Source organism: Gloeocapsa sp. PCC 7428, assembly GCF_000317555.1.
In the GTDB taxonomy this organism is placed as follows: domain Bacteria; phylum Cyanobacteriota; class Cyanobacteriia; order Cyanobacteriales; family Chroococcidiopsidaceae; genus Chroogloeocystis.
In genome coordinates this window covers 204,282-231,218 of the sequence record NC_019745.1, presented here as the reverse complement: position 1 = coordinate 231,218, position 26,937 = coordinate 204,282, and the positions used below count along the sequence as shown (strand labels likewise).

The following is a 26,937-nucleotide window of genomic DNA, read 5'->3' as shown; positions in this document are numbered from 1 at the left end:
AATGAAAAATTAGCCAAAATCTCTCTTTGCAAGCGTTATCACGACTGCAATTAACTGTGCTGGATCGATAGGTTTGGGTAGATGTGTTTGAAAACCTGCTTGTAATGCTCTCACTTGATCCTCTACGCGAGCATACGCTGTAATTGCTGCGGCGGGAATTTGTTTGCCAGATTTCGTTTTTAGGTGTTTGGTTTTTTGAATTAAAGAGTAGCCATCTTCACCTGGCATCCCAATATCACTTAATAGAATATCCGGTTGTAATTGTTCAATGATATTTAAAGCATCACTGACAGAGCCAACAGCGGTGACATTTGCGCCTGCCTGCTCTAGCATAATTTTGAGCAATTCGCGCGCATCGGCTTCATCATCAACAATGAGTATTTGTAAACCCGTAATCCCTGATTCTGTTGGAAATTCCGTATCGGGTGTTATCTTGAGTGTATCGTTTTCGCTCTCGCGGTGAAAAGGCAATCGCACAATAAAAGTTGCGCCTGTACCGATTCCTTGACTTATTGCACTAATTGTGCCGCCGTGCAGTTCTACCAAATTACGGACGATCGCTAATCCCAAGCCTAGCCCGCCTTGCTTGCGACTACTGCTACTATCCGCTTGTCGAAATTGTTCAAAGATATGCGGGAGAAAATCTGGATCGATACCTAGCCCGTTATCGCGGATACTTAGCTCAACATACGTATCTTGTTCTACTAACGATACTTCTACGCGTCCACCGTGAGGAGTAAATTTAATCGCATTTGAAAGTAAATTCCAAACGACTTGTTGCAGGCGATCGCCATCCCCAGAAATTGACCGAGTGGCTGCATATGCAGTATGAATTTGAATATCTTTTGCTGCTGCTGCAAGTCGAATTGTATCAATCGCCGCTTCAACGATATTTTTTAGATTAACAGCGCAACATTGTAAGCTAAGTTTGCCGCGCATCATACGCGAAATATCAAGAAGATCTTCGATCAGTTGCGCTTGGGCTTGGGCATTTCGCTCAATTGTCTCTAAGGCGCGTGCGGTCGTTTGTTCGTTGAGCGAACGACTCCGCAGTAACCGCGACCAACCAAGCATAGCATTGAGTGGTGTTCGTAACTCGTGCGATACAACCGCGAGAAACTCATCTTTCATCCGACTTGCTTCTTCGGTTGCGATTCGCGCTTGCTGTTCGCGTAGCAGCAGTTTGGCTAGCATGGCTTCTACTTCTTTGCGCTGGGTGATATCGCGTTGTACCGAAATCCAATGCGTGTACCATCCGGCTTCATCGGGAATAGGTACGATACTCAGTTCTACCCAAAATTCTGAGCCATCTTTGCGGTAGTTAACTAGCTCAAAAACATCTGATTGCCATTGCTGTAAGGTTGTCCGAATCCGCGTTAACGTTTCTTTATCCGTTTTTGATCCTTGGAGTAACCGTGGTGTTTTCCCTACAACTTCTTGCAGAGTATAACCCGTCATGCGCGTAAAAGCTTCGTTGACGTAAAGAATACGCGGACCTGGGGCTTGAATCGGTTCGGCTTCGGTAATAACGATCGCATCATTCGCATTCACTACCACAGATTCTAAGAGTCGTAGTCGTTCTTCGCTTTGCTTGCGTTGGGTAATATCTTTAACAAAGCAGTAGTGTCCGCTAAAACTATTTTGGCGATCGCTCGTTTTAATTAATGTGACTTGTTTATAAAAATGCGATCCATCTTGGCGAATACCGCGCGCTTCGGCTTCTGCTTTCCCTGTTGTCAACATTTGTTGATACGTAGCGGTGAGTTTGGCGATGTCTTGCGGATGAACGGTTATTTCCCACGCTTTACCAATTAAGTCTTGTGGTTTGTAGCCTAATAAGTGCGCATAGGCTTCATTCACAGTTACGTAGTGACCTTGAAAATCAATTCTAGCGATGCATTCAACCGCCGTTTCTAGCGCCTTGTTGATATCTTGTACCCCTGTTACTGTTGCCTCAGATACTTTTGCTGACGTGTGTTCTACATGATTAACAACTAAATTAACGATACTCAGCGGTAGTGCGATGACTCCAAATGACGCTAGTTGCCAAAAGTTTAGACTTGTAGCCAAAAAATAATTGAGCAGCCAAAATATTATCGCTGCGGAAGCGATCGCCACTAGCCCGATCGCGATATTGTTGTGCCAAGAATTGATTGTCAACACCGTCAAAAACAACACTAGCCCGAAATCGAGTAGAGTTGTTGGTTCTAAAGTAAGTTTGATGAGGACAACGAGTGCGATCGCAAGTAAGGATAGGTTATAGCCTAGTCTAGGATAGAAAAAATTCATTAGTATTTTATACAAGCCTGTATCCAGGTATTGGGAATTGCAATTGCATTCCTGTGATTGCGACTACGCATATAGCAGCTTTCTTTGCAGTTGATATTACCAATTTCCGTAACTGGTAATGCTATACGCTTCGAGGAGTTGCAGTCGTAATTTTTTTTACAGCATTCATCGCGATTACCCTTAATTATTAAGAAAATATAAAAAATATTAATATATGAATATCACTGTAGATCGCTGTAGGCTGCATCTGTCTTAGGGGTGAAGACGTAACTAAAAGGTTGAGCCTTGGTAAGTGGTAATTGGTCATTAAATAGCGGTTAGCGTCTGTGTAGCCAAATGTTCATTGCCAAGTGTTAAAAGCTTTTCCATTACCCGACCTTCACAAGTATGCTATTTATTCAAACAGAAAATAATAGTTAATTGTTATTAATTACCGATTAATTCCACCGCATCGCGTCCGTCAAAATCTTGTAAATACACTTTAATTTGTTCTTCTTTGGCAGTAGGTAGCTGTTTACCCGTAAAATCAGGGTGAATCGGTAACTCGCGATGACCGCGATCGACTAATACCGCTAGCCAAATCGCCGCAGGTCTACCATAATCATTAACAGCATTCAAAGCCGCGCGTACAGTGCGCCCTTTATAAATCACGTCATCGACAAGTAAAACAGTCTTACCTGTTAAGTCAAAGGGAATTTCTGTTTTGGCTGGAGTTCGTACGCCTATTTGATCCAAATCGTCGCGGTAAAATGTAATATCCAACGCCCCCACAGGAACGGTTACGCCCTCAAGCACCTCAATTTGGCGCGCCAATAGATCTGCTAAAAATGCCCCTCTAGTATAAATACCTAAAATGACGAGTTGTGACAAATCCCGCGATCTTTCGACGACTTGGGAAGCAAGACGTGTCATAGTACGGCGGATCTCTTCAGCAGAAAGAATTTCAACAACTTTAGCAGGCATATTGAAGAGAGGTAAAAAGGTTATAGGCTTAGTTTAAAACTTCGTGAATATCGTGTCATTGCAGTTAAGATTTAAACAAAAGCAAAGCTGCAACTCCTAGCCAAATTAAAAAGCAATATCGCGTCAATTGTAATGCTTGGTAAACTTTGCCTGAAGTCATCGGATGAATATTATCTCCAAGGAAGGGCTTGTGTTTTGCCACTCCTCGATAATAGTTTGTTCCTCCCACTTGTACGCCAAGTACAGCCGCATATGCGCATTCACTCCAACCCGAATTAGGGCTAGGATCTTTTACCGCATCTCGACGGCAAATTCGCCAAACAGAGCGCGGTTTACGTGATAGAATTGCCAAAGTCAGAACGGTTAGGCGACACGGCAGCCACGTTAAGGCATCTTCCAAACGCGCGCTAAACCAACCTAGGTAAGTATAAGGTGCTTCGCGATAGCCCACCATCGAATCTAAGGTACTTGCTGCTTTGTAAGCTAAAGCAACCGGAACACCTCCAATCAACGGTATAAAAGAACCAGCGATCGCATAAAATAAAGGTGCCATCACGCCATCGGTAGCATTTTCGGTTACAGTTTCTAAAACGGCGCGCAAAATTTCCGTCTCAGAAAGATTTTCTGTATCTCTACCAACATATTTACTAAGGCTAGCACGCGCTTGTTGAATTTTCCCTTTGCTAAGTGGCTGCAAAACTTCTTGTGCAGCGAGTCTTAGGCTTCTTGCAGCAAAGCAACTTGCTAAGAGTATACTTTCGACAATAATTCCTAAACTGGGATGAATGAACTTAGCCGCTTGTACGAGCAACCACCCTATTAAACCACTACTAGTCGTTAAGCCGATACCTAAAACAATACCAGCTAACCGCTGTGTGGATGAACTATCAAAGTGTTTCCAAACAATTTTATTAAACTGCGATATTACCCACCCCATCACGCGCACCGGATGCGGAAAACCCCAAGGATCGCCAATCAGGTAATCTAAAAACGCAGCAAAAACTAAAACAATCAGTGAATGAGTATGAATAGTTAAGGAAATGGATGAAAGTAATAACACAAAGGCTTTTATTCGTCAATGGTCAATGGTTAGTGGAGCGACAACTTACTATTCACAAACATAAAAAAGTGGGCGTTGCTGAACAGAAGTGTGATTTTCCCCCCCTCGTCCACGCCAGTTGTACGCCACTTGCACTCAACGAGGACACCCCCAAGGGCGCAGTGGTTCCCCAATTCTGGGGGGAACCAAATCTTTCAAAGTCCCCCAAGTTTGGGGGATTTAGGGGGCTGATACGAGTACGGTTACTTAACGATTCATACATTGATTAAGCAATGCCAAAAAGTGTAGTGCTTAACGATGCCCATCTATTTAAATCTCCTGCATGAATCGCAGATACCCTCCGATGGAAGTCGGGGCTATCCAAGCAAATTGTACCTTCGTACACTCAAGAAATACTTGTACCGGTAAGTTCACGGAGGTGAACTTTGTTTATTTAGCTAGCGAATTTATTCGCGATTCGCTTCACGCAGCAGGTCTATTACCGATGACCCATTACCAATCACTAAACAACAAAACTTGTTGCTTCGCCTTGCGCGGCTTGCCAACTGCGCGCATCATAGTAAAGGTCTGCAAGCGTGATCGTATAAAGTGCCTCTTTCAATTTCTGGTGTAACCGCTGCCACAATGTGAACGTCACCCAGTCTTCGGCTTGAGTTGGTGTGGGGTTATGATGCGGTAAAGGTTCAATTGTTTCGCCAACAGATTCTAGGATTTGCCCTAAAGATATTTGTGCAGGCGATCGCGCTAATTTGTATCCACCTTGAACGCCACGCATCGATTCGACTAATCCTGCACGACGCATTTCAATGAGCAATTTTTCCAAGTAAGGCGCTGGGATATCTTGACGTTGCGCGATCGCTTTTACTGATGCAGGTCTATTCTTTGGCTGTAAGCTCAAATCGAGCAATGCTTTTACACTGTAGTGTCCGCGAGTTGTTAGCTTCATTCTCTGCTCAAGTTAGACCTTACTTCAAAATCTTTTATTATTTTCAATGACAAAAAATATTTCTTCATTAAGAAAGACACAGGGGAGATAGCAGAAGGCTTTTATGAAAAATGGTCTTTTAGACAAACATAAGTTTTCTAGACTCCGCCAAACGGTTTTAATCACCTGAATTTATTTATGGAGACACATCGCTTTATAACTTGATTAAATCTACCAAATTCATTCGTTGAGTTGTCTAGCTGTCTTTTACCTTCTGCCTTTTACTTTTTTAAAGAATAGGTAAGAGATGCTAACAGGCAATCGCCGTATTTTCCTTTGCCTGATGACAAGCCAAGATGATTTCTTTCACCGTTTATGTGTCACCCTGTAACTTGTATGTATATCAACATCATAAAGCAGAAGATATCACCCCTAGTTCTCAAATCTTAAACCTTACGCCCAGAGCTTTAAGTTTTATTATACTGATTTTCCCCTGAATTGTTGTCTTTTTCTGACTTTTAGGAGCGCCTTGAACTCAGCTAGCGAGTAGCTAAACAAGCACCTTACGCTTATCCCTATTTGCCTGCTGTGTTCTATCTAAAGGTTGCTGCTTACTTGATCGAGATCAGATAGCTAGGTTGATTCTTTTTTAGTCAGCTTGTGGGAAGGTATTAAGTATCAACAATCGTTAGATAGTTATCATGAATACCAAGAGTGTTTACAACTGATTAAGTTCACCGTAAGGTAATTAGATAGCAGTAAATATTGATTAAAGTCAGTGTAAGATACTTTAGTTAAGCTGATATAAATCTAAGCGTTACTCCTATTAAGCGTTAGTAAGCTAAGATCAGACTCAGTTATTTACTTCATTCATTCGTTTTAGTCCTAAGTTGATGAGTAAAAAGAAAAAAATCGAGCCACTAACTGGTGAAGAACTCCTTCAAAAAGTTAAGGAGCTAGAAAACCTAAGTAAAGAAGAAAAGGCTAAAGCCTGCGGTTATTACACCGTTACAAAAAATGGCATTGAGCGCGTAAACATGATGAAATTTCTTAATGCCTTAATTGATGCAGAGGGCATTGAGTTAGATAGTACAGCAAACGCCAATGGACGTGGCGGACGTAGTGCTAGCTATCGCATTAGCGTGCAGTCAAATGGCAACTTATTAATAGGTTCTGCTTATACAAAACAAATGGGTTTGAAGCCAGGCGATGAATTTGAAATTACGTTAGGACGTAAGCATATTCGGTTGAAGCAGCTTGATGAAGACGGCGAACTAGATGAAGTCGAAGTTGCCTCGTAAGCAACAGTAGTGATGATGATTGTGCGAGGAGAATTAAGGTAATGACCATTATTCTCCTTCGATTTCAATCCCAACTAAAGATGACTGACTACTACAAACTAGTTAGCGTCAATTCATCATGTTTCGGCGATGGTAATTGTCGTAGTGCTTGACGCATCAACTCAAGATTGCAAGTTAATCCAATCTGGTCGCGTTCGAGTAAGCCGATAATCTGTTCGTGGTTGTTTCGTTCAACCACAGGTAACTGATGTAAACCACGTGCTGCCATCCGCGCTAAAGCTTCAGATAAAAGCTCATCGGGATAAGTGTAAAGTAGCTCGGTAGTGCAAATATCAATAAGTTGAGATGAAGGCAAATTATGTTTGCTTACATCTGCCTTTGAGGAATGCATTAAAGTTGAGTTACTAGCACTTATTCCGGATTGTTCCCCCAGGGAAATTGCGCGGGAAATATCGTCTAAAGTAACGATACCAACTAATTGATTAGCTTCATTGATGACTAAAGCACTCCGGCGGCGATCGCGCGTCATAGACACACCTGCCTCCCAAATCGACAGCGTAGCAGATAATATCAGTGGAGACTGATGCATCGCCTCAGCGACAGAGATTTGCTGTAAAATTTCTTGTTCGCGATCTGTCTCGACATTCAAGTTTAACTGCTGTAAATGCGTATCAGAAGCGACAGCGGGTTTCATGCTCTCAACGAGCCAGACACTTAAACCAACTGCTGCCATCAATGGCAACACAATGCGATAATCTCTTGTCAGTTCAAATAATAGTAAAATTGCGGTCAAAGGCGCGCGCGCACTTGCTGCAAGCACCGCTGCCATACCGACCATCGCATAAGCAGGAGGCGCAGCCATATAGGGACTTATGCCTGGAAAAATTGCCAGAATTTTAGCATAAGCTGCTCCTAACGAAGCACCAAGAAACATTGCTGGAGCGAAGACACCGCCAACTAAACCACTCCCCAAGCTGATTGCGGTGACGACGAGTTTGACTACCAACAACACAACAAGTAATTGCAAAGAAAACTCCACATCTTGCAACATCGCTTCGATAGTCTCATAGCCAATTCCCAAAACTTGCGGGTACTGTAGTGCGACTAAACCAACACAAGCACCGCCAATAAGCGGATGAATTGCTAAGGGAATTTTTGCTAACCAAGCGAAGCCAGGAATTTCTCCCTGAAAGCAGGCGCGTAATAGCTGTAAAGATTGCGTGTAAGTAATTGAAACCAAACTCGCACCTAAGCCCAAACCAACATAAAGCGGAAATTCGAGCGGACTGCGGACTTCATACACTGGTAAAGTAAAAGCCGGTTGCCCTCCCAAGCCAATTTGGGCAATTAACGCGGCGACGACTGCGGCGAGTAGCACTACACTCACAGCAGAAGTTGCAAACGTCGTTCCCAACACAACTTCTAGCGCAAAAAATACACCTGCGATCGGAGCATTAAACCCTGCGGCTAAACCTGCCGCTGCGCCAGCCCCTAATAACAAGCGGCGTCGTTCTTGCGACATTTGCAGCAGTTGACCCAGCCGTAAACTAAAATTAGCACCAATCTCAACGCTTGGTCCTTCTGGTCCTAAAGAAGCCCCACTTCCTAGCGATACCGCTGCCGCGAGCATCTTAATAATAGGTTGTAATTCTTGACGCGTGACGTTTTGTGTATGACTAGCTTGTGTTGCTGCAATTAAAGAAGAAAGTCCAGGACCAAAATCTTGCTGGGCACCGCGCATTAAGCCGATGACTAACCCACCTAAAAGGGGGACACACGCTAGCGTCCAAGCTCCCCACCGCGAAATTACTCCCATCAAATCTTGTAGCAAGAGATGGTGGATCTGCTCGATCAAAATATGAAAAATAACGACACCTAAACCAGTGCTACCGCCGATCAGGACAGCTAAAAGGAGCACAACGCTTTCAGGAGATAGCTGAAAACGGTTCAGCAAATGAGTTAAACCCGTAGAAGGTGTTGACAGCGCAGGTACTATCACCTTCCTTAACTCAGCAGAGGGACTTGGTGCCTCCTCTGGGGATTGGGGAGAAAGGGCAGTCATTAGATAGTGTGGGGAAATGTGATAAAAACTTTAATTTTTATTTCTTACTTTTCATTTTGATGGATCTGCTAGCCTGCCGACAAGTAGGTTGCTGCTTGAGTAGACGAGGGTTTGGTTCATAATTGTAGTTACCCAAGAAAGTTCATTTCTACCCCATTTAGCTGAGTTACACAGTTGGTGAATTCGCTAGTGTTGTGACAAGTTAGAAATATGAGAGGAGCTTCCTCGCCCACCGTAGGCAAGAAGCCCGCATTATCAGCCCTTCTTAAAGGTTCATAAATATATGTACTTTGAGTATGGCTATCTATCGCAAAAATGGGCAGACTAAGATTTGGGGCTATAGGAAATACACCTCAGAAATTTGATGGTACTCCGCTGTAGAGCGAGAAAAGAACTGGTTTGACGCGCTATGAACACTCACACCTTTGATCACCACTCTGTTACCTGTCCAATTTGCCAGCGTCCTGGTAATCTCAAGCAAATTAAAAAGTGTAATGGACTTTTTACGTGTCCGTACTGTCAAGAACGATTGGTTGTGAGTTGGAGCGGTCATTATGTACGCGATCCGCATAGCTCTAAACAAGTCGAAATGACGCACTTGCTGCGCCGTCAAAGTCGTCCTTGGGCAAGAATTCTACGTGACTTTAGCTTTATTAAAAAGACAGCAGCGATCGCCGCGATTGGTAGTGCAATTCTTTTAGGCATCAGTGTTGTTACCCTAGAAACACTCAAACCAGGACAAGAATCCCCTCAAGAGCCGTCGAAAGAAATTGTCGTTGACGATCCGCCACAGGATTCTCCGTAGGAAAGCAAGGTAGTCGGGTAGTCGAGTAGTAGAGTAGTAGAGTATTAAAGAGCAATAATCATCAAATCTCTCCCACACGCCCACTTCCCACACTTCCCACACTCCCATTCTTCGTAACTAGCGTCCAACCTTGGGTACTTCCTAAGTGCTGTGCGGATGGAAGTTGGAGAGCTTTAAGCGTTGAGGTATCTAAGAGAAAATAGGATTGAGGGTTTTGTTGCCATTGACGCTGAAGTTCGTTGGTTGCAGCAGGAATAACTTGGCGATCGCTATAAAAATTTAATGAAGGACGACCGTAAGGAAAAGATGTGTACACGATCTGTCCTGGGGGTGTAGCCTTTTGAATCATCGCCGCAACGGGTTTAACTGGGTAAGCTTCGACGAGTTCCCAAACCCAGTGGCGCGAGGTCATAAACAGTACAAGCGCGACATACATTCCCCAAATTAAAATGATTAAAAACTGGCGATCGCCGCGCCGCGCTAGAATATTTGCCAAAATCATTGTACCTGCGACTGCGGCTAAAATCATTTGGATTGCACCATCTTGTGCAGGACTCCAAGGGCTAAAGTAGAAACTTCCCAGCGTTGCGACAAGCGCGAGTATCCCCAAACAGACAATGATTGAACGCGGATAGGATGCTTTAGATAAATGCCAATAATCGGCTAACTGCGCTCCCACAGCTAAAGAAACGGCTGGATATATCGGCAAAACGTACCAAGGAAGTTTGGTTTGCATTACTGAAATTGCTAATAGATAAAAACCACTCCAAATAAGAATCAGCTTTGCCCAACTCCAGTTGCGATTTTCCCATGCTTTGCGTAAACCTTGCGGTAAAAAAATTAACCAAGGAAAGCTGTACTTTAATATTTCTAGTAAATAATACCAAGGTGGTCCCGCGTGATTTTCTACACTTGCCCAAATTCGGCTTAGCGATTGCGTCATAATGCCTGTATCGGTAAAAGTATTGCCGTACTCGAACCATTGAGCCGCATACCACCCTACGACAGGTACAGCCCCTATCAAGATACCAAGCCAAAGATAAAAGCTAGTCAGTAGTCGCGGCGTATCCCAAAACAAAAACAATAGCGCGATCGCCAGCAGTAATAATCCAATAATTCCTTTTGTGAGGCAAATTAACCCAAACCCAATTCCAATGCCCAAGCAATAGCGCAGATTGCGACGCGATCGCAATACGCACAACATCATTAACAGAAAAAAACATACCACCGCGCCATCTAACATCGCGAGTCGCCCATGACGCACCATCGGTAGCAGTGTGAGATAAACTAATGCCGAAAAAATCGCAGGCGATCGCCTGGGAAAAATTTCCCGCCCGACGCAATACAGTAGAGGTACAGAAATTGCACTCAGCATCGCCCCTGGTAAACGCGATGTCCACTCATTGACACCACCTATCGAGTACGCCCCAGCGATTAACCAATGGACTAACGGTGGCTTATTGAGATAAGGTGCGCCTCCGAGGGTAGGATGTAGCCACCGCAATGAATCTTCATCGCGCCAAATTTCACGCGCAACTTGGGCGACAGTACCTTCATCCCAATCGCGTAAAGGTAATCCTCCTAGATTAATGCTGTAAACTAGCCCAGCAGCTAACAACAACGCTAATATCCAAAACCAATCAACCTTACTATTGCGGCGGTAATCAAATTTTGAAAAATTCCAATGGAAGCGATCGCGCATATTTTAAACTAACTGATAATTCTGCTTTCAAAGCTAACGTGAACTAAACATTACTATTTATAGCAATCCTATTTGAGTTGTAAGATTTTTTTTGGAGACGTAGACGCGGAGCGGCATGCCGTAGGCTACCACTCCAGACACAGAGAACGCAGAGAAAAGAGAGAGTTTCACGAATAATTTAGAACTGCTATACTTATTTATTTCATTTTTAGCTACTTCCTCAACTCTAAAAAAAGCGGATAATATTGATATATTTTTACATTAAAACTTTGCTAATTCAATAAATATATGGCAAAAATTATGATTTTAAGAATTTTTCGTTTTATATGATTAAATTTAAAATTAATTAAAATATTTTACATTTTAAAAAAAGATGTAATTAAATTTTTAAAAAGTTGATTATTCTCTTTATTAAGAAATAGTATAAAAATGTTTTTTAAACAAGCAGAATTTGATATTCGTTGCGAGTGGAGTGAACAAGGCATAGTTAATCTTGCTCCAACAAGTGATGTATTAATTGTAGTCGATGTTCTCTCTTTCTCCACCTGTGTTGAAATTGCAAATAATAATGGTGCAATAATATTTCCCTATCAATGGAAAAACCGTTCAGCATTAGATTATGCATTAACTGTAAACGCACAACTAGCTAGTCATGAGCGGATCGCCAATGGTTACTCACTATCACCTTCTTCATTGGTGAATATTCCTGCAAATACTCGACTTGTTTTGCCCTCACCGAATGGTGCTACTCTCACTTTAGCTGTGCAACAGCAAGCACAAGTTTTAACAGGTTGTTTGAGGAACTGTGAAGCTGTAGCAAACTTCGCTCAGAAACATGGAAAGAGAATTTCTGTTATTCCCGCTGGCGAAAGATGGAATGATGGAAGTTTACGAATAGCTGTAGAAGATATGATTGGTGCTGGTGCAATTCTTAACTACCTGCAAGGAAGATTTTCAGCTGAAGCCAAAGCCGCTTTAGCAGTTTTTCAGAGTACAAAAGACGATCTAATTTCAAGTTTAGAAAGCTGTATTTCTGGTAAAGAATTAATTGCTAGAGGGTTTGCTCAAGATGTAAAGCTATCAGCTGCCTATAATGTTAGCGAATGTGTTCCTATATTTAATCAAAACGCATATACCAAAGTTACAAACTCTATTAGTTGAACATGATAGAATCTCAGCTATTTTATAGGGTAACAAATACACAACTTCTGCTTTTGCAAACTATGTCACTGTAGCTTAAACATACACAAAGAATTTTCTAGACGCAATCATCTTCATTAAAGGTAATGGTTACTCAAGATAGGACAGCAAATGCGATCGCAGGCACGTACCTTAGATAACTGCCTCATCACGCTCAACTTAAAGCCACTACTTGAATTATCTTGTAAGCAATACTACAATCTTCTTGTTAATGCAAATAGGTGTCATTTATTAGTGAATATCTTATCAGCAGAAGAATATTGGCAAGTGCGTGAAGAAAGTATTAAAACAAATGGCAAGCTGTTGTTAAATTATGATGGTTTTGATGAAATCGAGCAATGCGAAAATCAATTCTCTACAGACTTAGTTCATCGTCTTGAACTACGCCCAGGTCTAGATATGACAATAGGAAAACATATACATCATGCTGACTTAAATTATGTGAGTCCTCATGACGAGGTACCCTATCCTTTGATCTCTAAATTTCATATTTCTGGAACTTATCGAACAATCACCCCAGGAATTAAAGAAATTTCTGATGATTATATTGAGCAAATAGGAAAAAGTTACTTATTTTATTTACCAAATTTACACGAAATTCATCAAGTTTTAGCTGAAGAAGATTTACTCATCGTATCTATTTATATCGGTATTGATGTGTTCAAAACATTCAGCCAAGGTTTTGAATCTTTACCAACTCCATTACAAGCATTAATTAATAAAAAATCGCCACCCAGGTTTCATTATCCTGTAGGGGAAATCACGCCAGCGATGTTTAGGGTGTTGCAGCAAATTCTTAATCCGCCGTTTCAGGGAATGATGAAGCGGATGTATCTAGAAAGTAGAGTTTTGGAGTTGTTAGCGCTGCAATTAAATCAGTTTTTGCATCACGAACGAGCCATTAAAGCAGTTGCAAATTTAAGAGCGATAGATATTGAAAAAGCTTATCATGCCAGAGATATTTTAATTCGTCGTGCTGAAAATCCACCATCGCTTATGGAGTTAGCACAATCGGTTGGTGTGGGTGATCGCAAACTGCGTTACTGTTTTCGCGAAGTGTTTGGAACTACCGTATTTGGCTATTTACACGATTATCGCATGGAACAAGCAAAAGTGATGTTGGGTGGAACCAAGATGCAAGTTGCAGAAGTCGCGAATGCGGTTGGATATTCACACCTCGGTTATTTTGCGAAAGCTTTTAAGGCAAAATTTGGCATTTCGCCGAAAGAATTTCAATTTGGGAAAAAGCCGCTTAAGTGACAAAAAAATGCAGTTTTACAGATAGACAGTAACGAAGCAAACCTCGTAATCTAAGCCTGATGGAGCTTTTGAGAATCTTTCTCCATAGGTGTGAGTAGTATGCAAAAATTTCGAGTGGCTTTTGGGCGGTTAAATTGGCAATTATGGATTGTAGCTTTGGTGTTGATTGCACCTTCGCCAGTGCGGGCGGATACACAGATACCTCAACTAAGCGAAATCAAACTTCCCGCCAATAGCGCTCAACTACTGGTACAAACACCAACCATCTCTGCAAATGTTGTCCTGATTTCGGGAGTCCGCGCAAATCCTACTGATACTGGTGTAGAAGTTATTTTAGAGACGACTCAAGGAGAACAACTGCAAGTCATAAATCGCAGTGGTGGCAATAACTACATTGCGGATATCTCAAATGCACAACTGCGTTTACCTAATAACGATGCTTTTGCATTTCGTTCCGAAAACCCAACTGCGGGTATTACTGAAATAACAGTTACGAATCTTGATGCAAATACGGTGCGAGTCACCGTCACAGGCGAAGCAGCGTTACCGACGGTTGAGTTATTTGATAGCGATGAAGGCTTAGTTTTTGGGATTGTCACGGCTGCATCTGCTGCACAACAGCCGCAAACACCCGCTGAAGATGATGAATTAATTGAAATTTTAGTGACAGGTGAGCAAGATGGCTATCGAGTACCGAATACTGCAACCGTAACGCGAACCGATACACCTTTACGCGACATTCCGCAATCGATTCAGATTATTCCGCAAGAAGTGCTGCGCGATCAAAATGCGGATATTGTGCGTGCGCTGCTGAATGCACCTAGTGTCCGCAACTCTGCGCCAGCTAACTTTGATACATTACGAATACAAGTTCGGGGATTTTTTACCTCACCAACATTGAATGGTTTCAAAGACTCGTTATCTTCCAACGTTGGACCTGAACTGACGGGAATTGAAAGAATTGAAGTCCTCCAAGGTCCAAACGCTATTTTATTTGGTTCATCATCTCCAGGCGGGACGGTTAATTTTGCCACAAAGCAGCCGCTGCGCGATCCTTTTTACTTCGTTGAAGCAACTGCGGGTAGTTTTAACTTTTACCGTGGTGAAGTGGATCTATCTGGACCATTAGACGATGCTGGGAGAGTGTTGTATCGACTCAATGCATCTTACCGCGACCAAGAGTTTTTTCTTGACCTGAGTAGAACTCAAAACTTTGTCATTGCTCCATCTGTGAGTATCGCACTAGGTGAAAATACAAATTTAACGATTGAAGGCATTTACAAAGACCTAGACTTAGAAAGAACGACTTTTGGCTTACCAGCAGTTGGAACTGTACTTCCTAACCCGAATGGCAGAATCCCCAATAATCGGAACGTGAATGAAGGTATCCTCTACGCTGAGGGTTCTAGAGTTGGGTATACATTAGAGCATAATTTCAGTGAAGATTGGTCATTAAGGAATGCTTTTCAATACAGTAGGTATTATTCTACTTATACCGATCCGAATGGCGGTACTTTTCCTATTGGGCTTTTACCTGATAATCGTACTCTAGAGAGAGTATATCTTAATGAAGCCTACGACCAGCGCGACTATCGGCTTTCAACTAATGTTATTGGTAGGTTTGCAACTGGAGCAATTCAACATCAGTTATTATTCGGGATTGATTTAGGTAGACAAACGGGAGATTCTAGCGGTCTAGAAAGAGAAATTGCGCCCCTTGACTTGTTCAATCCCATCTACGGTCAGCTGCCAGGAGCGATTATACCAGGGTCTGAATATGATACCTATTCCACAACAGATGAGCTTGGCATCTTGTTGCAAGATCAGGTGGCGATCGCAGATAACTTGAAATTGCTCGTCAGCGGTCGATTTGATCTCTTCAGCCAAACCAACGAAAATATCATCGCTAACACAGAAACAAGTCAATCGGGAAGCGCCTTTAGTCCGCGTGTGGGAATCGTCTATCAGCCCACTCTACCGATTTCACTTTATGCCAACTACAGCCGCTCATTTCAGCCTGCAATTGGTAGGGCTTTTGACAATAGCACCTTTGAACCAACACGGGGTACGCAGTTTGAAGTCGGAGTCAAAGCCGATTTGAATGACAGACTTTCGACGACACTTGCTTTGTATGACATCACCCAATCAAATGTATTAACTGAAGATCCCGATAATTTAGGTTTCTCAGTACAAACAGGAGAACAGCGCAGCCAAGGAATCGAGCTTAGCCTTGCTGGTGAAATACTGCCAGGATGGAATGTGTTTGCGAGTTATGCTTATAACGATGCCCGCGTTACGGAAGATAATGTAATTCCCGTCGGTAATCGCATACAACGGACAACTCCTCATGCAGCGAGCTTATGGACAACTTATGAAATTCAACAAGGCGAGTTGCAAGGTTTAGGATTTGGTTTGGGGCTGTTTTTTGTAGGCGATCGCGCTGGAGATGCGGCGAATACATTTGAGCTTCCCAGCTACTTAACAACTGATGCGGCTATTTTTTATGAAAGAAACGGTTTGCGTGCGGCGCTGAATTTCAAAAACCTCTTTAATGTGGACTATTTTGAGGGTGCTTTTAATCGAAATCGGGTTTTTCCTGGCACGCCATTTACTGTTGAGGGAACTGTTTCCTGGACATTTTGAAATGTTAGGTTTCATCATGAAGTTTCTACGCCGCTTTACCTATTGGATATGTCTAGGAATTGTGGCATTTGCACTTGTTACTAGCTGCCATACCAGCAATCGAACCGCCACTCCAGCATCTTCAGCAGAAAATTGCCGAGTTGTACAGCATACTGCGGGCGAAACCTGCGTTCCACTCAATCCGCAACGAATTGTCGCTTTAGATATTCTGAGTTTAAGTAACATTGTTGCTTTGGGAATCAAACCAATTGCAGCAGAAATCTGGTCGCCTGTGGAAGGCAAAGTAGGTTTTCCTGCACACTTGGCAAATAAACTCAAAGGAATTTCTTTATACAGCTATTCTGCTAACCAGCCTAATTTAGAGAAAGTTTTGCAACTTAAGCCTGATTTCATCATTCTGCCTTCAGACCCGTCATTTCAAGCCGTGTATCAGCAATTGTCGCAGATTGCTCCTACTGTGATAGTTCCCTGGGCAGAAATTTCACGCGATTGGAAACAACACTTGATAGAAACCGCGAAGGTTTTTGATAAGACAGAGGTCGCTACTCAACTTTTAGATGGCTATTACCAAAGAGTAGAAGAAATCAAGCAAAGCTTAAGAGTTTTACAGAAAAGTTCGCAGCAACAACCGTTTTATGTATCGTTCGCCTATGTTAGCAATGGATTAACTCTTGCTGCTAAAAACTCCTTTTCTGGCATAATCTTGAATGATCTTGGTTTACTATCTCCTAAATCATCTGAGGGTTTAGCCTTACCAGTTTCTGAAGAAAGTTTACCCGAAATCGATAGCGATGTCCTTTTTATTGGAGCTTATCAACAAAGCGATCGCTCGACTCTAGATCGCCTTCAGCGCAAGCCCTTATGGTCTAAAATCAAGGCTGTTCAGCAAAACCAAGTTTATACTGTCGATTTCCAAACTTGGTATGGCTTCGATTTTCTTTCGGCTCATGCGGTATTAGATGACATTGAGAAGTATCTAGTCAATGCACCTCAAAATCGCATTCAGTAGCGTTACAAAGATTTTAACAGTGAAGTGAGCGCGTTATATGAAAATACCTTTACGTCGCCTTACTGCTTTATTTCTCTTAGGAATTTTGATGTTTACACTTATTTCAGCTTGTAGTAACAGTATTTCTCACAACATTACCAACCCCAGACTGCTAAATACAGAATGTCGCGTAGTGCAACACACCAAAGGAGAAACTTGTATTCCCCTCAATCCAAAACGACTTGTCACTTAAGACACCTACGAATTGCCTAAACTACAGAAGCGATCGCAATTCCTCAACAGTATTAACTGTGATAATATTTCGTAAAATCAACTTTAAGCTTTCTAAATCAGAAATTTGAGTAATTTGTGGCATCAACTCTAATCCATTACTGCCAAATTTTGCTTCCAAGCTAGTTTCGATACTAGTAATTATGCCTTGTCGTTGTCCGCGTGCTTCGCCACGTGCTTCGCCACGTGCTTCGCCACGTGCTTCACCGCGTGCTTCGCCCTCACGTAATATTTCTTGATACCAAGGTGACTCGCGCAACACAGCCATATCCCACCTCATGATTTCTTGAACTAATGTACTCTCTAGCACAAACGTAGCAAAAAATGCTAAAACCGTCTCAAGTTGGTTTAACTGTTCGTTACTACGTAAAATTTGCAAGGCTGTGCGAATTGTAGCTTCATCCTCTCCACCTTTGAGAATAGGTACAAAAGGCAGCAGTGCAGGTAATGATTGCTGGAAAGCTATGTTGACATCGACTTCCCATAAGTTAATTACTCGGTAATCTTGACGCACTTGTAAACCCGCAACGTTCGCAGTATATGTTGCAGGAATGGCTGTGTCCGTTGACTTGAGAATATTGATTAGAACTGGATAAGTTGGTAGATTGTACTTTTCTTCTGCAAGTCCTGCATAGGCACGCATCCGACGCGGCATTTTGGGACTGTAACGCAATTGTAACTCGTTGAGAACGAGAAATTCTTCCTGCGTTTGAGGATGCTGAACGCGGATGAGAACATCGCTTTCTCTGGATATCCATTGAAACTCAGAATTCAGAATTTCTTTTGCTATTATATCGGGCATTTTTGTTACCCATCTTACCCAGTTGTCAGGTGCGAGACTAATTAACTTTTTAGTGCTGACATCGGCGCGTTTTGTCATTAACGGTGCAGATATATGTTTATAGGTGGTGAAGACAAGTGTTACTTAAGGGTTGCTAATGGGTAATAGATAATTGATGAAATTATTTATACCGTGACGAGAATGTGTGATAGGTATTTTAATATTCTCTAGGGGTATTAAGGAAATAATCAGAGAATAATTTCGTAACTAGACAAGAAAATTATTAATTAGATTTTTGGCAGTAAGCTACCTTTTTAGGATAGAAATTTGCCGTTTTTGGATAGACTCAACGTCTCAAAAACTATTAAGATGATTCAGCGTGCTTACGATAAAGGATTTTATGACACGCATTCAGCGTTTAAATATCAGTATTTAAGTGTAAAAAATAATAGCATATGCGTTCTTCCTCGGTTAGTAAAAAGTATCCACTTCTAAGATTAATACGCTACGCCAAAGGTTATAGAACTCAAGTATGGAGTGCGATCGCCTGTACAATCCTCAATAGGCTCTGTGACCTAGCACCATCGTACTTAATTGGGGTAGCAGTTGATGTCGTGGTAGAACGAGAAAACTCGCTGATTTCTCGCTTGGGTGTCGCTACCATTGTGGGACAACTGGGGGTGCTATCACTCTTAACGCTGTTAATTTGGAGCTTAGAATCACTCTTTGAATTTTTATACGATCGCCAATGGCGCACCTTAGCCCAAACGATCCAGCATGAATTACGCCTTGATGCTTATACGCATTTGCAAGAACTCGAACTGAATTTCTTTGAGGAACGCTCTACCGGAACACTTTTATCAATTTTGAACGATGATATCAATCAATTAGAACAGTTTCTCAATTCGGGAGCAGCAGAAGTCATCCATTTTATTACGACAGTTCTCGCTGTTGGCGGCTCGTTTGCTATTATCGCTCCAAGTGTTGCGCCGTTTGCGATTGTACCGATTCCTTTTATATTCTGGGGTTCATTAGCATTTCAAAATCGACTTGCGCCGCGCTATGCTGATGTCCGCGAAAAAGCAGGTTTGATCAGTAGCCGTTTAACGAATAACCTCTCAGGAATTGCAACGATTAAAAGTTTTACCGCTGAACCATATGAGCGATCGCGTGTTATGGATGAAAGTGAAGCTTATCGTCGCAGTAACCAAAAAGCGATCGCGCTGAGTGCTGCGTTTTTCCCCTTGATTCGCTTGATCGTTGTCTTAGGTTTCATTGCCACGCTGTTTTTTGGTGGTGTTGCCGTGGTGAATGGTAATTTAACCGTAGGAACTTACGGCTTTTTGGTGTTTATTGTTCAACTACTGCTATGGCCCTTTGCGTCTTTAAGCCAATTGATGGACGAGTATCAACGCGCGATAGCTTCGATCCGACGCGTGATGCGACTGTTGGATACTCCGATCGCAATTCCTACAGGTAGTTATCCGTTACCTTTAAAAGCAGTACGCGGCGAAGTGCGGCTTGATGATATCACGTTTGCCTACAAAGATCGCACTCACGTTCTCAAAAACCTATCATTGCATATTCCGGCTGGAGCGAATATTGGCATCGTTGGTGCCACAGGTTCGGGTAAAAGTACGCTGGTAAAACTGCTACTGCGTTTTTATGAAATTCAAGCTGGACAAATTTTGATTGATGGTATCGATATTCGGGAGTTGCGACTGAGGGATTTGCGGCGCTGTATTGGTTGGGTAAGTCAGGATGTATTTCTATTTCACGGTAGCGTTGCTGAAAATATTGCCTACGGTAACTTTGATGCCCATCATGAGGATATTATTCACGCTGCAAAATTAGCAGAGGCGCATGAATTTATTGTGCAACTACCGCAAGGATACGATACCATCGTTGGCGAACGCGGTCAAAAACTTTCGGGTGGACAACGACAGCGATTAGCAATTGCACGGGCAATTCTCAAAGATCCACCAATTCTAGTTTTGGATGAAGCGACATCGGCGGTGGATAATGAAACCGAAGCTGCAATTCAAAAATCGCTATTCGTGATTACGCAAAATCGAACAACAATTGCGATCGCGCATCGTCTATCGACAATTCGTCACAGCGATTGTATTTACGTTATGGATAAAGGTGAAGTTGTCGAACAAGGTACACATGAGGAACTATTAGCACTCAATGGTATCTATGCTAATTTGTGGCGCGTACAGTCTGGAGTTTAGTCAATAGTTCAAAGTAGATTAGAAGATTGTTGCAATAGATTTCAAACTATTAAGCTGCACTACATAGCACGTTTGTCAGATTAAAAAACAAAAATCACTTGTAGATGCCATTTCTCATCTTCACGGATTAACTGAATTTGTTGAATAAATTCGCGAAAATAAAAGCGGCGTTCAGCTTCGGATAAATCTAACCAAAATTGCGCAATGGAAACAGCTTGCGCAACCGAACGTAAATTGACTGGTGGTAAAGTGGCGAGTTGCGCTTGTAATTCGGATATTTCAGTGCGGAGTTTGTAATTTCTAATTTGTGCGGTTTCAGGATCTAAAATGCCTGTGGTGATTAAATTAGGTAACTGAGCAAGGATTTCTTGTTTGGATGCGATCGCACTATTAAGATCTTCTTTGACTGCATCCAACTGCGGAAAATTCATTCCAGCTACTGCACGCGGTAAATCTTGACAAATCGAGTTAATTGTGCATTCTAAAACCTGAGCATACGCGATCGCGCGACATTTTGGACGTTTTGGGCAAAGTGTAGGACGCAAGTAAAGATATTCACTCTTTTTTTGGTGCGTCGTGACGCGCACAACTGTCATTGGTGATTGACATTCTTGACAGACAACTAAACCCGCAAGACTTCGCGGCGCACTCGCGGTACGTGGTGGTAAACGTCGATTGCGACGTAATAATCGATCTACCTGCGCAGCTTCTTCTCTAGAAATAATTGGTACGTGCGTATTGGCAACAACATCACCGTTTTGATACGCGGTATCGCCGCGATAGACAGGGTTTGTTAACCAACGTCGCCCAGTAGTCACAGAAATTTTTTTGTTGTATTTTTGTGCTAAATGGCGTACTGCACCGCGTAAGGAACCGTAGAGCAGAAAGTGTTCAAAAAAATCCTTAACGATGGGGGAAGCACTGCGATCTAAGGCATATTTATCTTTACCGCGACGATATCCATAGGGGGCTTTTCCTGGTGGAGGTTGGGCGCTGATGCGATTGCGGGCGTGTCCCTGGCGAATGCGGCGACTGCGTTGTTCGCGTTGCATTGCTTGCAGCAGTTTGATGAAGTCGGTTTGGAGATTAGCAGGGTTAGTTTGTTCGGTGGTGATAATTTTGATATTGAGTGCTTGGAGTTGCGTGATGCGATCGCTGACTTCTTGTACTGATTCGCCAAGTTCCTCTATTCTACGGATAAGAAGATATGCGTCTTCGGTTTGGCAGTCTTTGATTAGTTGTTGCAGTTGCGTGCGTTTGCCAAAATCTTGATAGATAGAGTCTATTTCCCAACCCCAAATGGTGGGATCGGGTGGGGATTCGAGGAGAGGATCGCTGTAAGTGTAGGCGATGATTTTCATTGAAACGAACCACAGAGACGCAGAGGGCGCAGAGGTTTAGATTTGGGAGAGTTCGATGATGTTGTTGTCGGGATCTTTGGTGAAAAGTGCTGATCTACCAGAGGCGCTACTTTGAATGGGGTAGTTGTGGGTGATGAGGTGTTGTTTGATGGCGTTTAAGTCGGTGACGGCGAAGGAAATGTGGGGGTTGCGTCCCCATTTTTCGGGGTTTTGAATTTGTGGAGGAACTGTTGGGGCGACGATGAGGTGGAGTTGAAAGTCGCCGATTTGATACCATGTTCCTGGAAAATTGAGGTTTCGCGCAGTTGATTTAGATAAGCCCAAGATGTTGCTATAAAAATCTTCGGCGCGTTGCAAGTCGGTGACTAGAAGTGCTGCGTGGAGACATTGAGTAATTTGCATAGTGGCTAGTGTTTAGTGGAACAGGCAAAATCTCTATAAGCATAAAAAGAGAGCAATATTTAGATTTTGAATCACTTGTACTCTTTTTTACTTCTTGCATTTTTTATTTGTTGCAAACTAATACAAGCAATTGCGCAAAGCGCAGCGCTAAAAGCGATCGCAGTCAAGAGGGTACTATGGATGCTTCTGAGTTAATCGCAAAGTACATCGCTGGAGAACGAGATTTTAAAGCTATTAATTTGATTGGTGCTAGCTTAGCGAAAATTAACCTCAGTGGTGCTTCGTTGCGTGAAGCGTCGCTGAGTGAGGCTGATCTCAGTCAAGCCGACTTAGTAGGTACTAATTTTAGAGAAGCTTCTTTAAGTAAGGCAAACTTAAGCGCAGCAAACTTGAGTGGTGCTATCTTGAATGGAGCAAATTTATTTGCGGCAAACCTTAAAGGTGCTAACCTCAGTGGTGCAGAATTAAAAATGACAGACCTAAAAATGGCAGACTTAAGTGGCGCAGACTTGAGTGGTGCAAGCATTTGGGGTGCATCGCTCACTGGCGCAAAATTACAAGGGACGATCATGCCAGATGGTACAGTTCATGAGTGATTAGTGGCGCTTTGGTTAGTGATGAGAATATCAGCTTAGTACTAATCAATTACCCATTACCAAGCGTTACGAAATTTGAGACAATCAAGAAACAGTAGCTAGCACACGTTAATACGATAAAGTAGTGTAATTCGCCCTTGCTGGTAGCTACAATTTTCATTGCGTCTCATCAGGAATCAGAAGATGCCGGACAATTTTAAAAGCCACGTTGTTACCCAAGGCGTACAGCGATCGCCTAATCGTGCAATGCTGCGCGCGGTGGGGTTTCAAGATAACGATTTTCTTAAAGCAATCGTCGGAATTGCAAATAGTTATAGCACGATCACTCCCTGCAATATGGGAATTAATCAACTCGCGCAACGTGCTGAAGCTGGAATCCGTGCCGCAGGAGCGATGCCGCAAATGTTTGGTACAATCACAATCAGCGATGGTATCTCGATGGGAACCGAGGGAATGAAATATTCCTTGGTGTCGCGCGAAGTCATTGCAGATTCGATTGAAACCGCGTGTACCGGACAAAGTATGGATGGGGTACTCGCGATCGGCGGTTGCGATAAAAATATGCCAGGGGCAATGATTGCGATCGCCCGCATGAATATTCCCGCAATTTTTGTCTATGGTGGTACCATTAAGCCTGGTCATCACAACGGACGCGATTTAACGGTTGTCAGCGCGTTTGAAGCTGTCGGAGAATACAGCGCAGGTAAAATTCCTTACGAAGAACTGTTAGAAGTCGAACGCAAAGCGTGTCCTGGTGCGGGTTCTTGCGGGGGAATGTATACGGCTAACACAATGTCTTCTGCGTTTGAAGCAATGGGAATGAGTTTACCGTATTCTTCGACAATGGCAGCCGAAGATGCAGAAAAAGCCGACAGTACCGAAAAATCCGCATTTGTCTTAGTAGAAGCCATCCGTAACCAGCTATTACCTCGACAAATTCTCACGCGCAAAGCGTTTGAAAACGCGATTTCGGTCATTATGGCGGTGGGTGGTTCGACGAATGCTGTGTTGCATTTACTCGCGATCGCGCATACGGCTGGAGTCAAGTTAACATTAGATGACTTTGAAACAATTCGCGCCCGCGTTCCGGTACTTTGTGACTTAAAACCCAGCGGTCAATTTGTGGCGACAGATTTGCATCGCGCGGGTGGAATTCCCCAAGTGATGAAAATGCTACTCGTCCACGATTTACTGCATGGCGACGCACTCACAATTACAGGAAAAACCGTTGCGGAAGTTTTAGTCGATGTTCCCGCTGAACCACGTCCCGATCAATTTGTGATTCACCCCTGGGATAAACCAATATATCAGCAAGGACACTTGGCAGTTTTACGCGGCAATTTAGCTCAAGAAGGCGCAGTTGCGAAAATTACAGGTGTGAAAAAGCCCGTAATTACAGGTCCGGCGCGTGTCTTTGAATCAGAAGAAGCGTGTTTAGATGCCATTTTAGCCGGCAAAATCGTTGCTGGCGATGTGATCGTCATTCGCTACGAAGGTCCTAAAGGTGGTCCTGGAATGCGCGAAATGCTAGCGCCCACAAGTGCCATTATCGGTGCAGGTTTGGGTGACTCGGTAGGATTAATCACCGATGGACGATTTTCGGGCGGTACTTATGGTATGGTCGTCGGTCACGTTGCCCCAGAAGCAGCAGTAGGAGGTGCGATCGCACTTGTCCAAGAAGGTGACACAATTACAATTGATGCTCCAAATCGTTCGCTACAATTGCACGTATCCGATGAAGAGTTAGCCTTACGTCGGCAAAATTGGCAACCGCGTCCACCGCGTTACACCAAAGGCGTTTTAGCAAAATATGCCAAATTAGTTTCTTCTAGCAGTGTGGGTGCTGTCACCGATTTGGAATTATAACTTAGTAGGTGGGCACAATTAAATACCACAATTGTGGAGGTCGGATAATGGGTAATAGGTAAAGGGTAATTCTTGATAAGTCTTCTTGCCAATGACCAATTACCAGTTACCAATGACCAACCTTCAAATGACGTTTATTTTCACCCACTCACTTACCAATGAGTCATTATCGCCTTCCTCCTGGTCAAACGGGTTTACCTGTAATTGGAGAATCGCTGTCATTTCGCTTCGATCCGCACTTTATCGAGAAGCGCTATCAACAGTATGGTCCTATTTTTCGGACGCAGATTATCGGTAGACCCGCTGTATTTATGATTGGTCCAGAGGCTGTAGAATTTGTTCTTTCTAGCCATATGGATCATTTCTCTTGGCGGGAGGGATGGCCCGATAATTTTAAACTTTTACTCGGAGAATCACTGTTTGTCCAAGACGGTGAGGAACATCGCAAAAATCGCCGTCTCATTATGCCTGCAATGCATGGTGCTGCACTCGAAAGTTATTTTGGTGCAATGGAGACACTGACGCAACAATATCTCCAAAAATGGCAACAAAAAGGCGAATTTGTTTGGTATGAAGAGTTTAAACAACTCACTTTTGATATAGCTAGTCAACTGTTATTAGGAACAAATACAGGATTAGAAGCCGCGCGGTTGAGTCAGCTATTTACCGCACTCACAAATGGCTTATTTACGATCAATCCGCTACCTTTACCTGGAACAAAATTAGGCAAAGCGATCGCCGCGCGTAACCAAATTTTGCAGCACCTCGCTCAAGTTGTCAAAGAACGCCAGCAAAACCCGACGAAAGATGCGCTGAGTTTACTGGTACAAGCGCGTGATGAAGATGGTAACAAAATGAGCGATCGCGAACTGGTTGCGCAAGCTATGCTACTGCTTTTTGCTGGTCATGAAACAACTACCGCAATGCTAACGTGGTTATGTTTGGAACTAGCGCTTCATCCAGAAGTTTTGCAACGTGCGAGAAATGAGCAATTTGAGTTAGCCCAACAGAGATTTTCAATAGAACAATTAGGCAAAATGCCGTATCTTGACCAAGTTTTAGCTGAAGTTGAAAGGTTGCATCCTCCCGTTGCGGGTGGTTTTCGCGGTGTCATCAAGCCGTTTGAATTTCATGGCTATTATGTACCCGCAGGATGGTTAGTGTCGTATTCAATTAAACTTACCCACCAACTACCAGAAATTTACCTCGAACCGCAGCATTTTGATCCTGACCGTTTTAGTCCGCAACGCCAAGAACATAAACAGCGTTCCTACAGTTTAATTGGCTTTGGTGGTGGATCGCGAATTTGTGTCGGAATCGCGTTTGCCAAAATGGAAATGAAAGTTATTGCAGCACATCTACTGCGTAACTATCAATGGAAACTGTTACCCCATCAAAATTTAGAAGACACCAGATTCCCGACTAGCCGCCCTAAAGATGGATTGCGTATTCAGTTCCAATGCATCAGATGAATAGGTAAAAATCTAAATTAGAGATTGGTAATTGTTTTATTTACGTATCACCGATTACCGATTCTTAAAATCTACTATTCTATTTCTGAGGTGCTTTTACTATGACAATACAAATAGACAATGAATTACAAGGAAAATTATATCATAGTATTGACCAAGTAAAAGATGTTTTATCCAAAGCAACTGATCGTTTTCAAACAACTACGCAGCAAGCAAAAGATACATTAACCGAAACTACAGGAAAAGCGATTAAAGCAGTTGACATTCAAAGTGCGATCGCATCTTCTACAAGCAATTGGTTACAAGATCATCCAGCAATTTTACACTTAGTACAAATTCTGATCTGGGCAACCGAACATCCAATTATTAGCTTAAGCCTTAGCTTATTTGGTATTGCGATCGCTTGGAGTTTAATTAAAGCAATCGGTCGTCTTATTGATAAAATCGCAACATCATTATTACAAGCTCCTTTAAAGCTAATCCAAGTGGTGTTCATCTCCATGATTAGCACGTTACATAATTTAGGAAGAGTGTTACTTAAACAACCATCTAAACCTTTATCTTTGCAGCAGGAAGCGAATACAGGTATTAAAGATAAACATCAACAGCTTGCAGAAATTTTTACTAGACTAGAAGCCATTCAACAAGAACAAAATGAGCTTCTAAAAATACTAAAGGAGATAATAGAAACTGACCAAAAATCACTCTACAATAAATATATAGCGAGTTAAAATAA

Annotated in this window: 21 protein-coding genes; 12 read left to right on the top strand and 9 right to left on the bottom strand. The window is 42.7% G+C overall.

Annotation, left to right across the window (positions count from 1 at the left end):
* Positions 1–9: 9 nt before the first annotated feature.
* From GLO7428_RS01000 to GLO7428_RS00985, 4 genes are all read right to left on the bottom strand, one after another.
* Positions 10–2,289 carry a PAS domain S-box protein gene (locus tag GLO7428_RS01000; RefSeq protein WP_015186689.1) on the bottom strand — a complete coding sequence of 760 codons (2,280 nt, stop codon included), beginning with the start codon at positions 2,287–2,289 and terminating at the stop codon, positions 10–12.
* A gap of 426 nt (positions 2,290–2,715) precedes the next feature.
* Positions 2,716–3,252 (bottom strand): bifunctional pyr operon transcriptional regulator/uracil phosphoribosyltransferase PyrR, encoded by a 537-nt coding sequence (pyrR, locus tag GLO7428_RS00995; protein ID WP_015186688.1) that lies wholly within the window; start codon positions 3,250–3,252, stop codon positions 2,716–2,718.
* A 64-nt stretch (positions 3,253–3,316) separates the two neighbouring features.
* On the bottom strand, positions 3,317–4,312 hold the full coding sequence (gene cbiB, locus GLO7428_RS00990) for an adenosylcobinamide-phosphate synthase CbiB (RefSeq protein WP_015186687.1): 996 nt from the start codon (positions 4,310–4,312) through the stop codon (positions 3,317–3,319).
* 502 nt (positions 4,313–4,814) lie between these two features.
* Positions 4,815–5,258 carry an Rrf2 family transcriptional regulator gene (locus GLO7428_RS00985; RefSeq protein WP_015186686.1) on the bottom strand — a complete coding sequence of 148 codons (444 nt, stop codon included), beginning with the start codon at positions 5,256–5,258 and terminating at the stop codon, positions 4,815–4,817.
* 872 nt (positions 5,259–6,130) lie between these two features.
* Here GLO7428_RS00985 and GLO7428_RS00980 point away from each other — a divergent pair.
* Complete coding sequence (locus GLO7428_RS00980; protein WP_015186685.1) at positions 6,131–6,538, top strand: AbrB-like transcriptional regulator; 408 nt, start codon at positions 6,131–6,133, stop codon at positions 6,536–6,538.
* A gap of 91 nt (positions 6,539–6,629) precedes the next feature.
* Here GLO7428_RS00980 and GLO7428_RS00975 read toward each other — a convergent pair whose 3' ends face one another.
* On the bottom strand, positions 6,630–8,600 hold the full coding sequence (locus tag GLO7428_RS00975) for a chloride channel protein (protein ID WP_015186684.1): 1,971 nt from the start codon (positions 8,598–8,600) through the stop codon (positions 6,630–6,632).
* 409 nt (positions 8,601–9,009) lie between these two features.
* Here GLO7428_RS00975 and GLO7428_RS00970 point away from each other — a divergent pair, with 409 nt between their 5' ends.
* The gene (locus GLO7428_RS00970) at positions 9,010–9,405 is read left to right on the top strand and encodes a hypothetical protein (protein ID WP_015186683.1); all 396 of its coding nucleotides are present in this window, start codon (positions 9,010–9,012) and stop codon (positions 9,403–9,405) included.
* A gap of 61 nt (positions 9,406–9,466) precedes the next feature.
* On the opposite strand, the gene GLO7428_RS00965 is transcribed toward GLO7428_RS00970, so the two are convergent.
* A complete protein-coding gene (locus GLO7428_RS00965; protein ID WP_015186682.1) occupies positions 9,467–11,107 on the bottom strand; it encodes a glycosyltransferase family 39 protein in 1,641 nt (546 codons plus the stop codon).
* 429 nt (positions 11,108–11,536) lie between these two features.
* Between GLO7428_RS00965 and GLO7428_RS00960 the strand changes: the two genes are divergently transcribed.
* The 5 genes from GLO7428_RS00960 to GLO7428_RS27585 all read left to right on the top strand — a co-directional run bounded on the left by GLO7428_RS00960 (position 11,537) and on the right by GLO7428_RS27585 (position 17,451).
* Positions 11,537–12,268 (top strand): 2-phosphosulfolactate phosphatase, encoded by a 732-nt coding sequence (locus tag GLO7428_RS00960; protein WP_015186681.1) that lies wholly within the window; start codon positions 11,537–11,539, stop codon positions 12,266–12,268.
* A gap of 150 nt (positions 12,269–12,418) precedes the next feature.
* Positions 12,419–13,567 (top strand): AraC family transcriptional regulator, encoded by a 1,149-nt coding sequence (locus tag GLO7428_RS00955; RefSeq protein ID WP_015186680.1) that lies wholly within the window; start codon positions 12,419–12,421, stop codon positions 13,565–13,567.
* A gap of 99 nt (positions 13,568–13,666) precedes the next feature.
* Complete coding sequence (locus GLO7428_RS00950) at positions 13,667–16,210, top strand: TonB-dependent siderophore receptor (protein WP_015186679.1); 2,544 nt, start codon at positions 13,667–13,669, stop codon at positions 16,208–16,210.
* Positions 16,211–16,226: 16 nt separating this feature from the next.
* The gene (locus GLO7428_RS00945) at positions 16,227–17,219 is read left to right on the top strand and encodes an ABC transporter substrate-binding protein (protein ID WP_041918779.1); all 993 of its coding nucleotides are present in this window, start codon (positions 16,227–16,229) and stop codon (positions 17,217–17,219) included.
* A gap of 37 nt (positions 17,220–17,256) precedes the next feature.
* Positions 17,257–17,451, top strand: coding sequence for an ABC transporter substrate-binding protein (locus tag GLO7428_RS27585; RefSeq protein ID WP_015186677.1), 195 nt, complete (start codon positions 17,257–17,259; stop codon positions 17,449–17,451).
* Between the two features lie 21 nt (positions 17,452–17,472).
* Here the strand turns inward: GLO7428_RS27585 and GLO7428_RS00940 are convergent, their stop codons facing one another.
* Positions 17,473–18,369 carry a hypothetical protein gene (locus tag GLO7428_RS00940; RefSeq protein ID WP_015186676.1) on the bottom strand — a complete coding sequence of 299 codons (897 nt, stop codon included), beginning with the start codon at positions 18,367–18,369 and terminating at the stop codon, positions 17,473–17,475.
* Between the two features lie 356 nt (positions 18,370–18,725).
* On the opposite strand from GLO7428_RS00940, the gene GLO7428_RS00935 reads away from it, so the two are divergent.
* A complete protein-coding gene (locus GLO7428_RS00935) occupies positions 18,726–20,504 on the top strand; it encodes an ABC transporter ATP-binding protein (protein ID WP_015186675.1) in 1,779 nt (592 codons plus the stop codon).
* A gap of 80 nt (positions 20,505–20,584) precedes the next feature.
* Here GLO7428_RS00935 and GLO7428_RS00930 read toward each other — a convergent pair whose 3' ends face one another.
* Complete coding sequence (locus tag GLO7428_RS00930; RefSeq protein ID WP_015186674.1) at positions 20,585–21,865, bottom strand: recombinase family protein; 1,281 nt, start codon at positions 21,863–21,865, stop codon at positions 20,585–20,587.
* 36 nt (positions 21,866–21,901) lie between these two features.
* Positions 21,902–22,267: a VOC family protein gene (locus tag GLO7428_RS00925; RefSeq protein WP_015186673.1), complete on the bottom strand. Its 366-nt coding sequence runs from the start codon at positions 22,265–22,267 to the stop codon at positions 21,902–21,904.
* Between the two features lie 176 nt (positions 22,268–22,443).
* Between GLO7428_RS00925 and GLO7428_RS00920 the strand changes: the two genes are divergently transcribed.
* The 4 genes from GLO7428_RS00920 to GLO7428_RS00905 all read left to right on the top strand — a co-directional run bounded on the left by GLO7428_RS00920 (position 22,444) and on the right by GLO7428_RS00905 (position 26,932).
* Positions 22,444–22,863 carry a pentapeptide repeat-containing protein gene (locus tag GLO7428_RS00920; RefSeq protein ID WP_015186672.1) on the top strand — a complete coding sequence of 140 codons (420 nt, stop codon included), beginning with the start codon at positions 22,444–22,446 and terminating at the stop codon, positions 22,861–22,863.
* Positions 22,864–23,046: 183 nt separating this feature from the next.
* Positions 23,047–24,729, top strand: coding sequence for a dihydroxy-acid dehydratase (ilvD, locus tag GLO7428_RS00915; protein ID WP_015186671.1), 1,683 nt, complete (start codon positions 23,047–23,049; stop codon positions 24,727–24,729).
* Between the two features lie 158 nt (positions 24,730–24,887).
* Positions 24,888–26,201 carry a cytochrome P450 gene (locus tag GLO7428_RS00910; protein ID WP_015186670.1) on the top strand — a complete coding sequence of 438 codons (1,314 nt, stop codon included), beginning with the start codon at positions 24,888–24,890 and terminating at the stop codon, positions 26,199–26,201.
* Between the two features lie 101 nt (positions 26,202–26,302).
* On the top strand, positions 26,303–26,932 hold the full coding sequence (locus GLO7428_RS00905) for a hypothetical protein (protein ID WP_015186669.1): 630 nt from the start codon (positions 26,303–26,305) through the stop codon (positions 26,930–26,932).
* Positions 26,933–26,937: the final 5 nt, after the last annotated feature.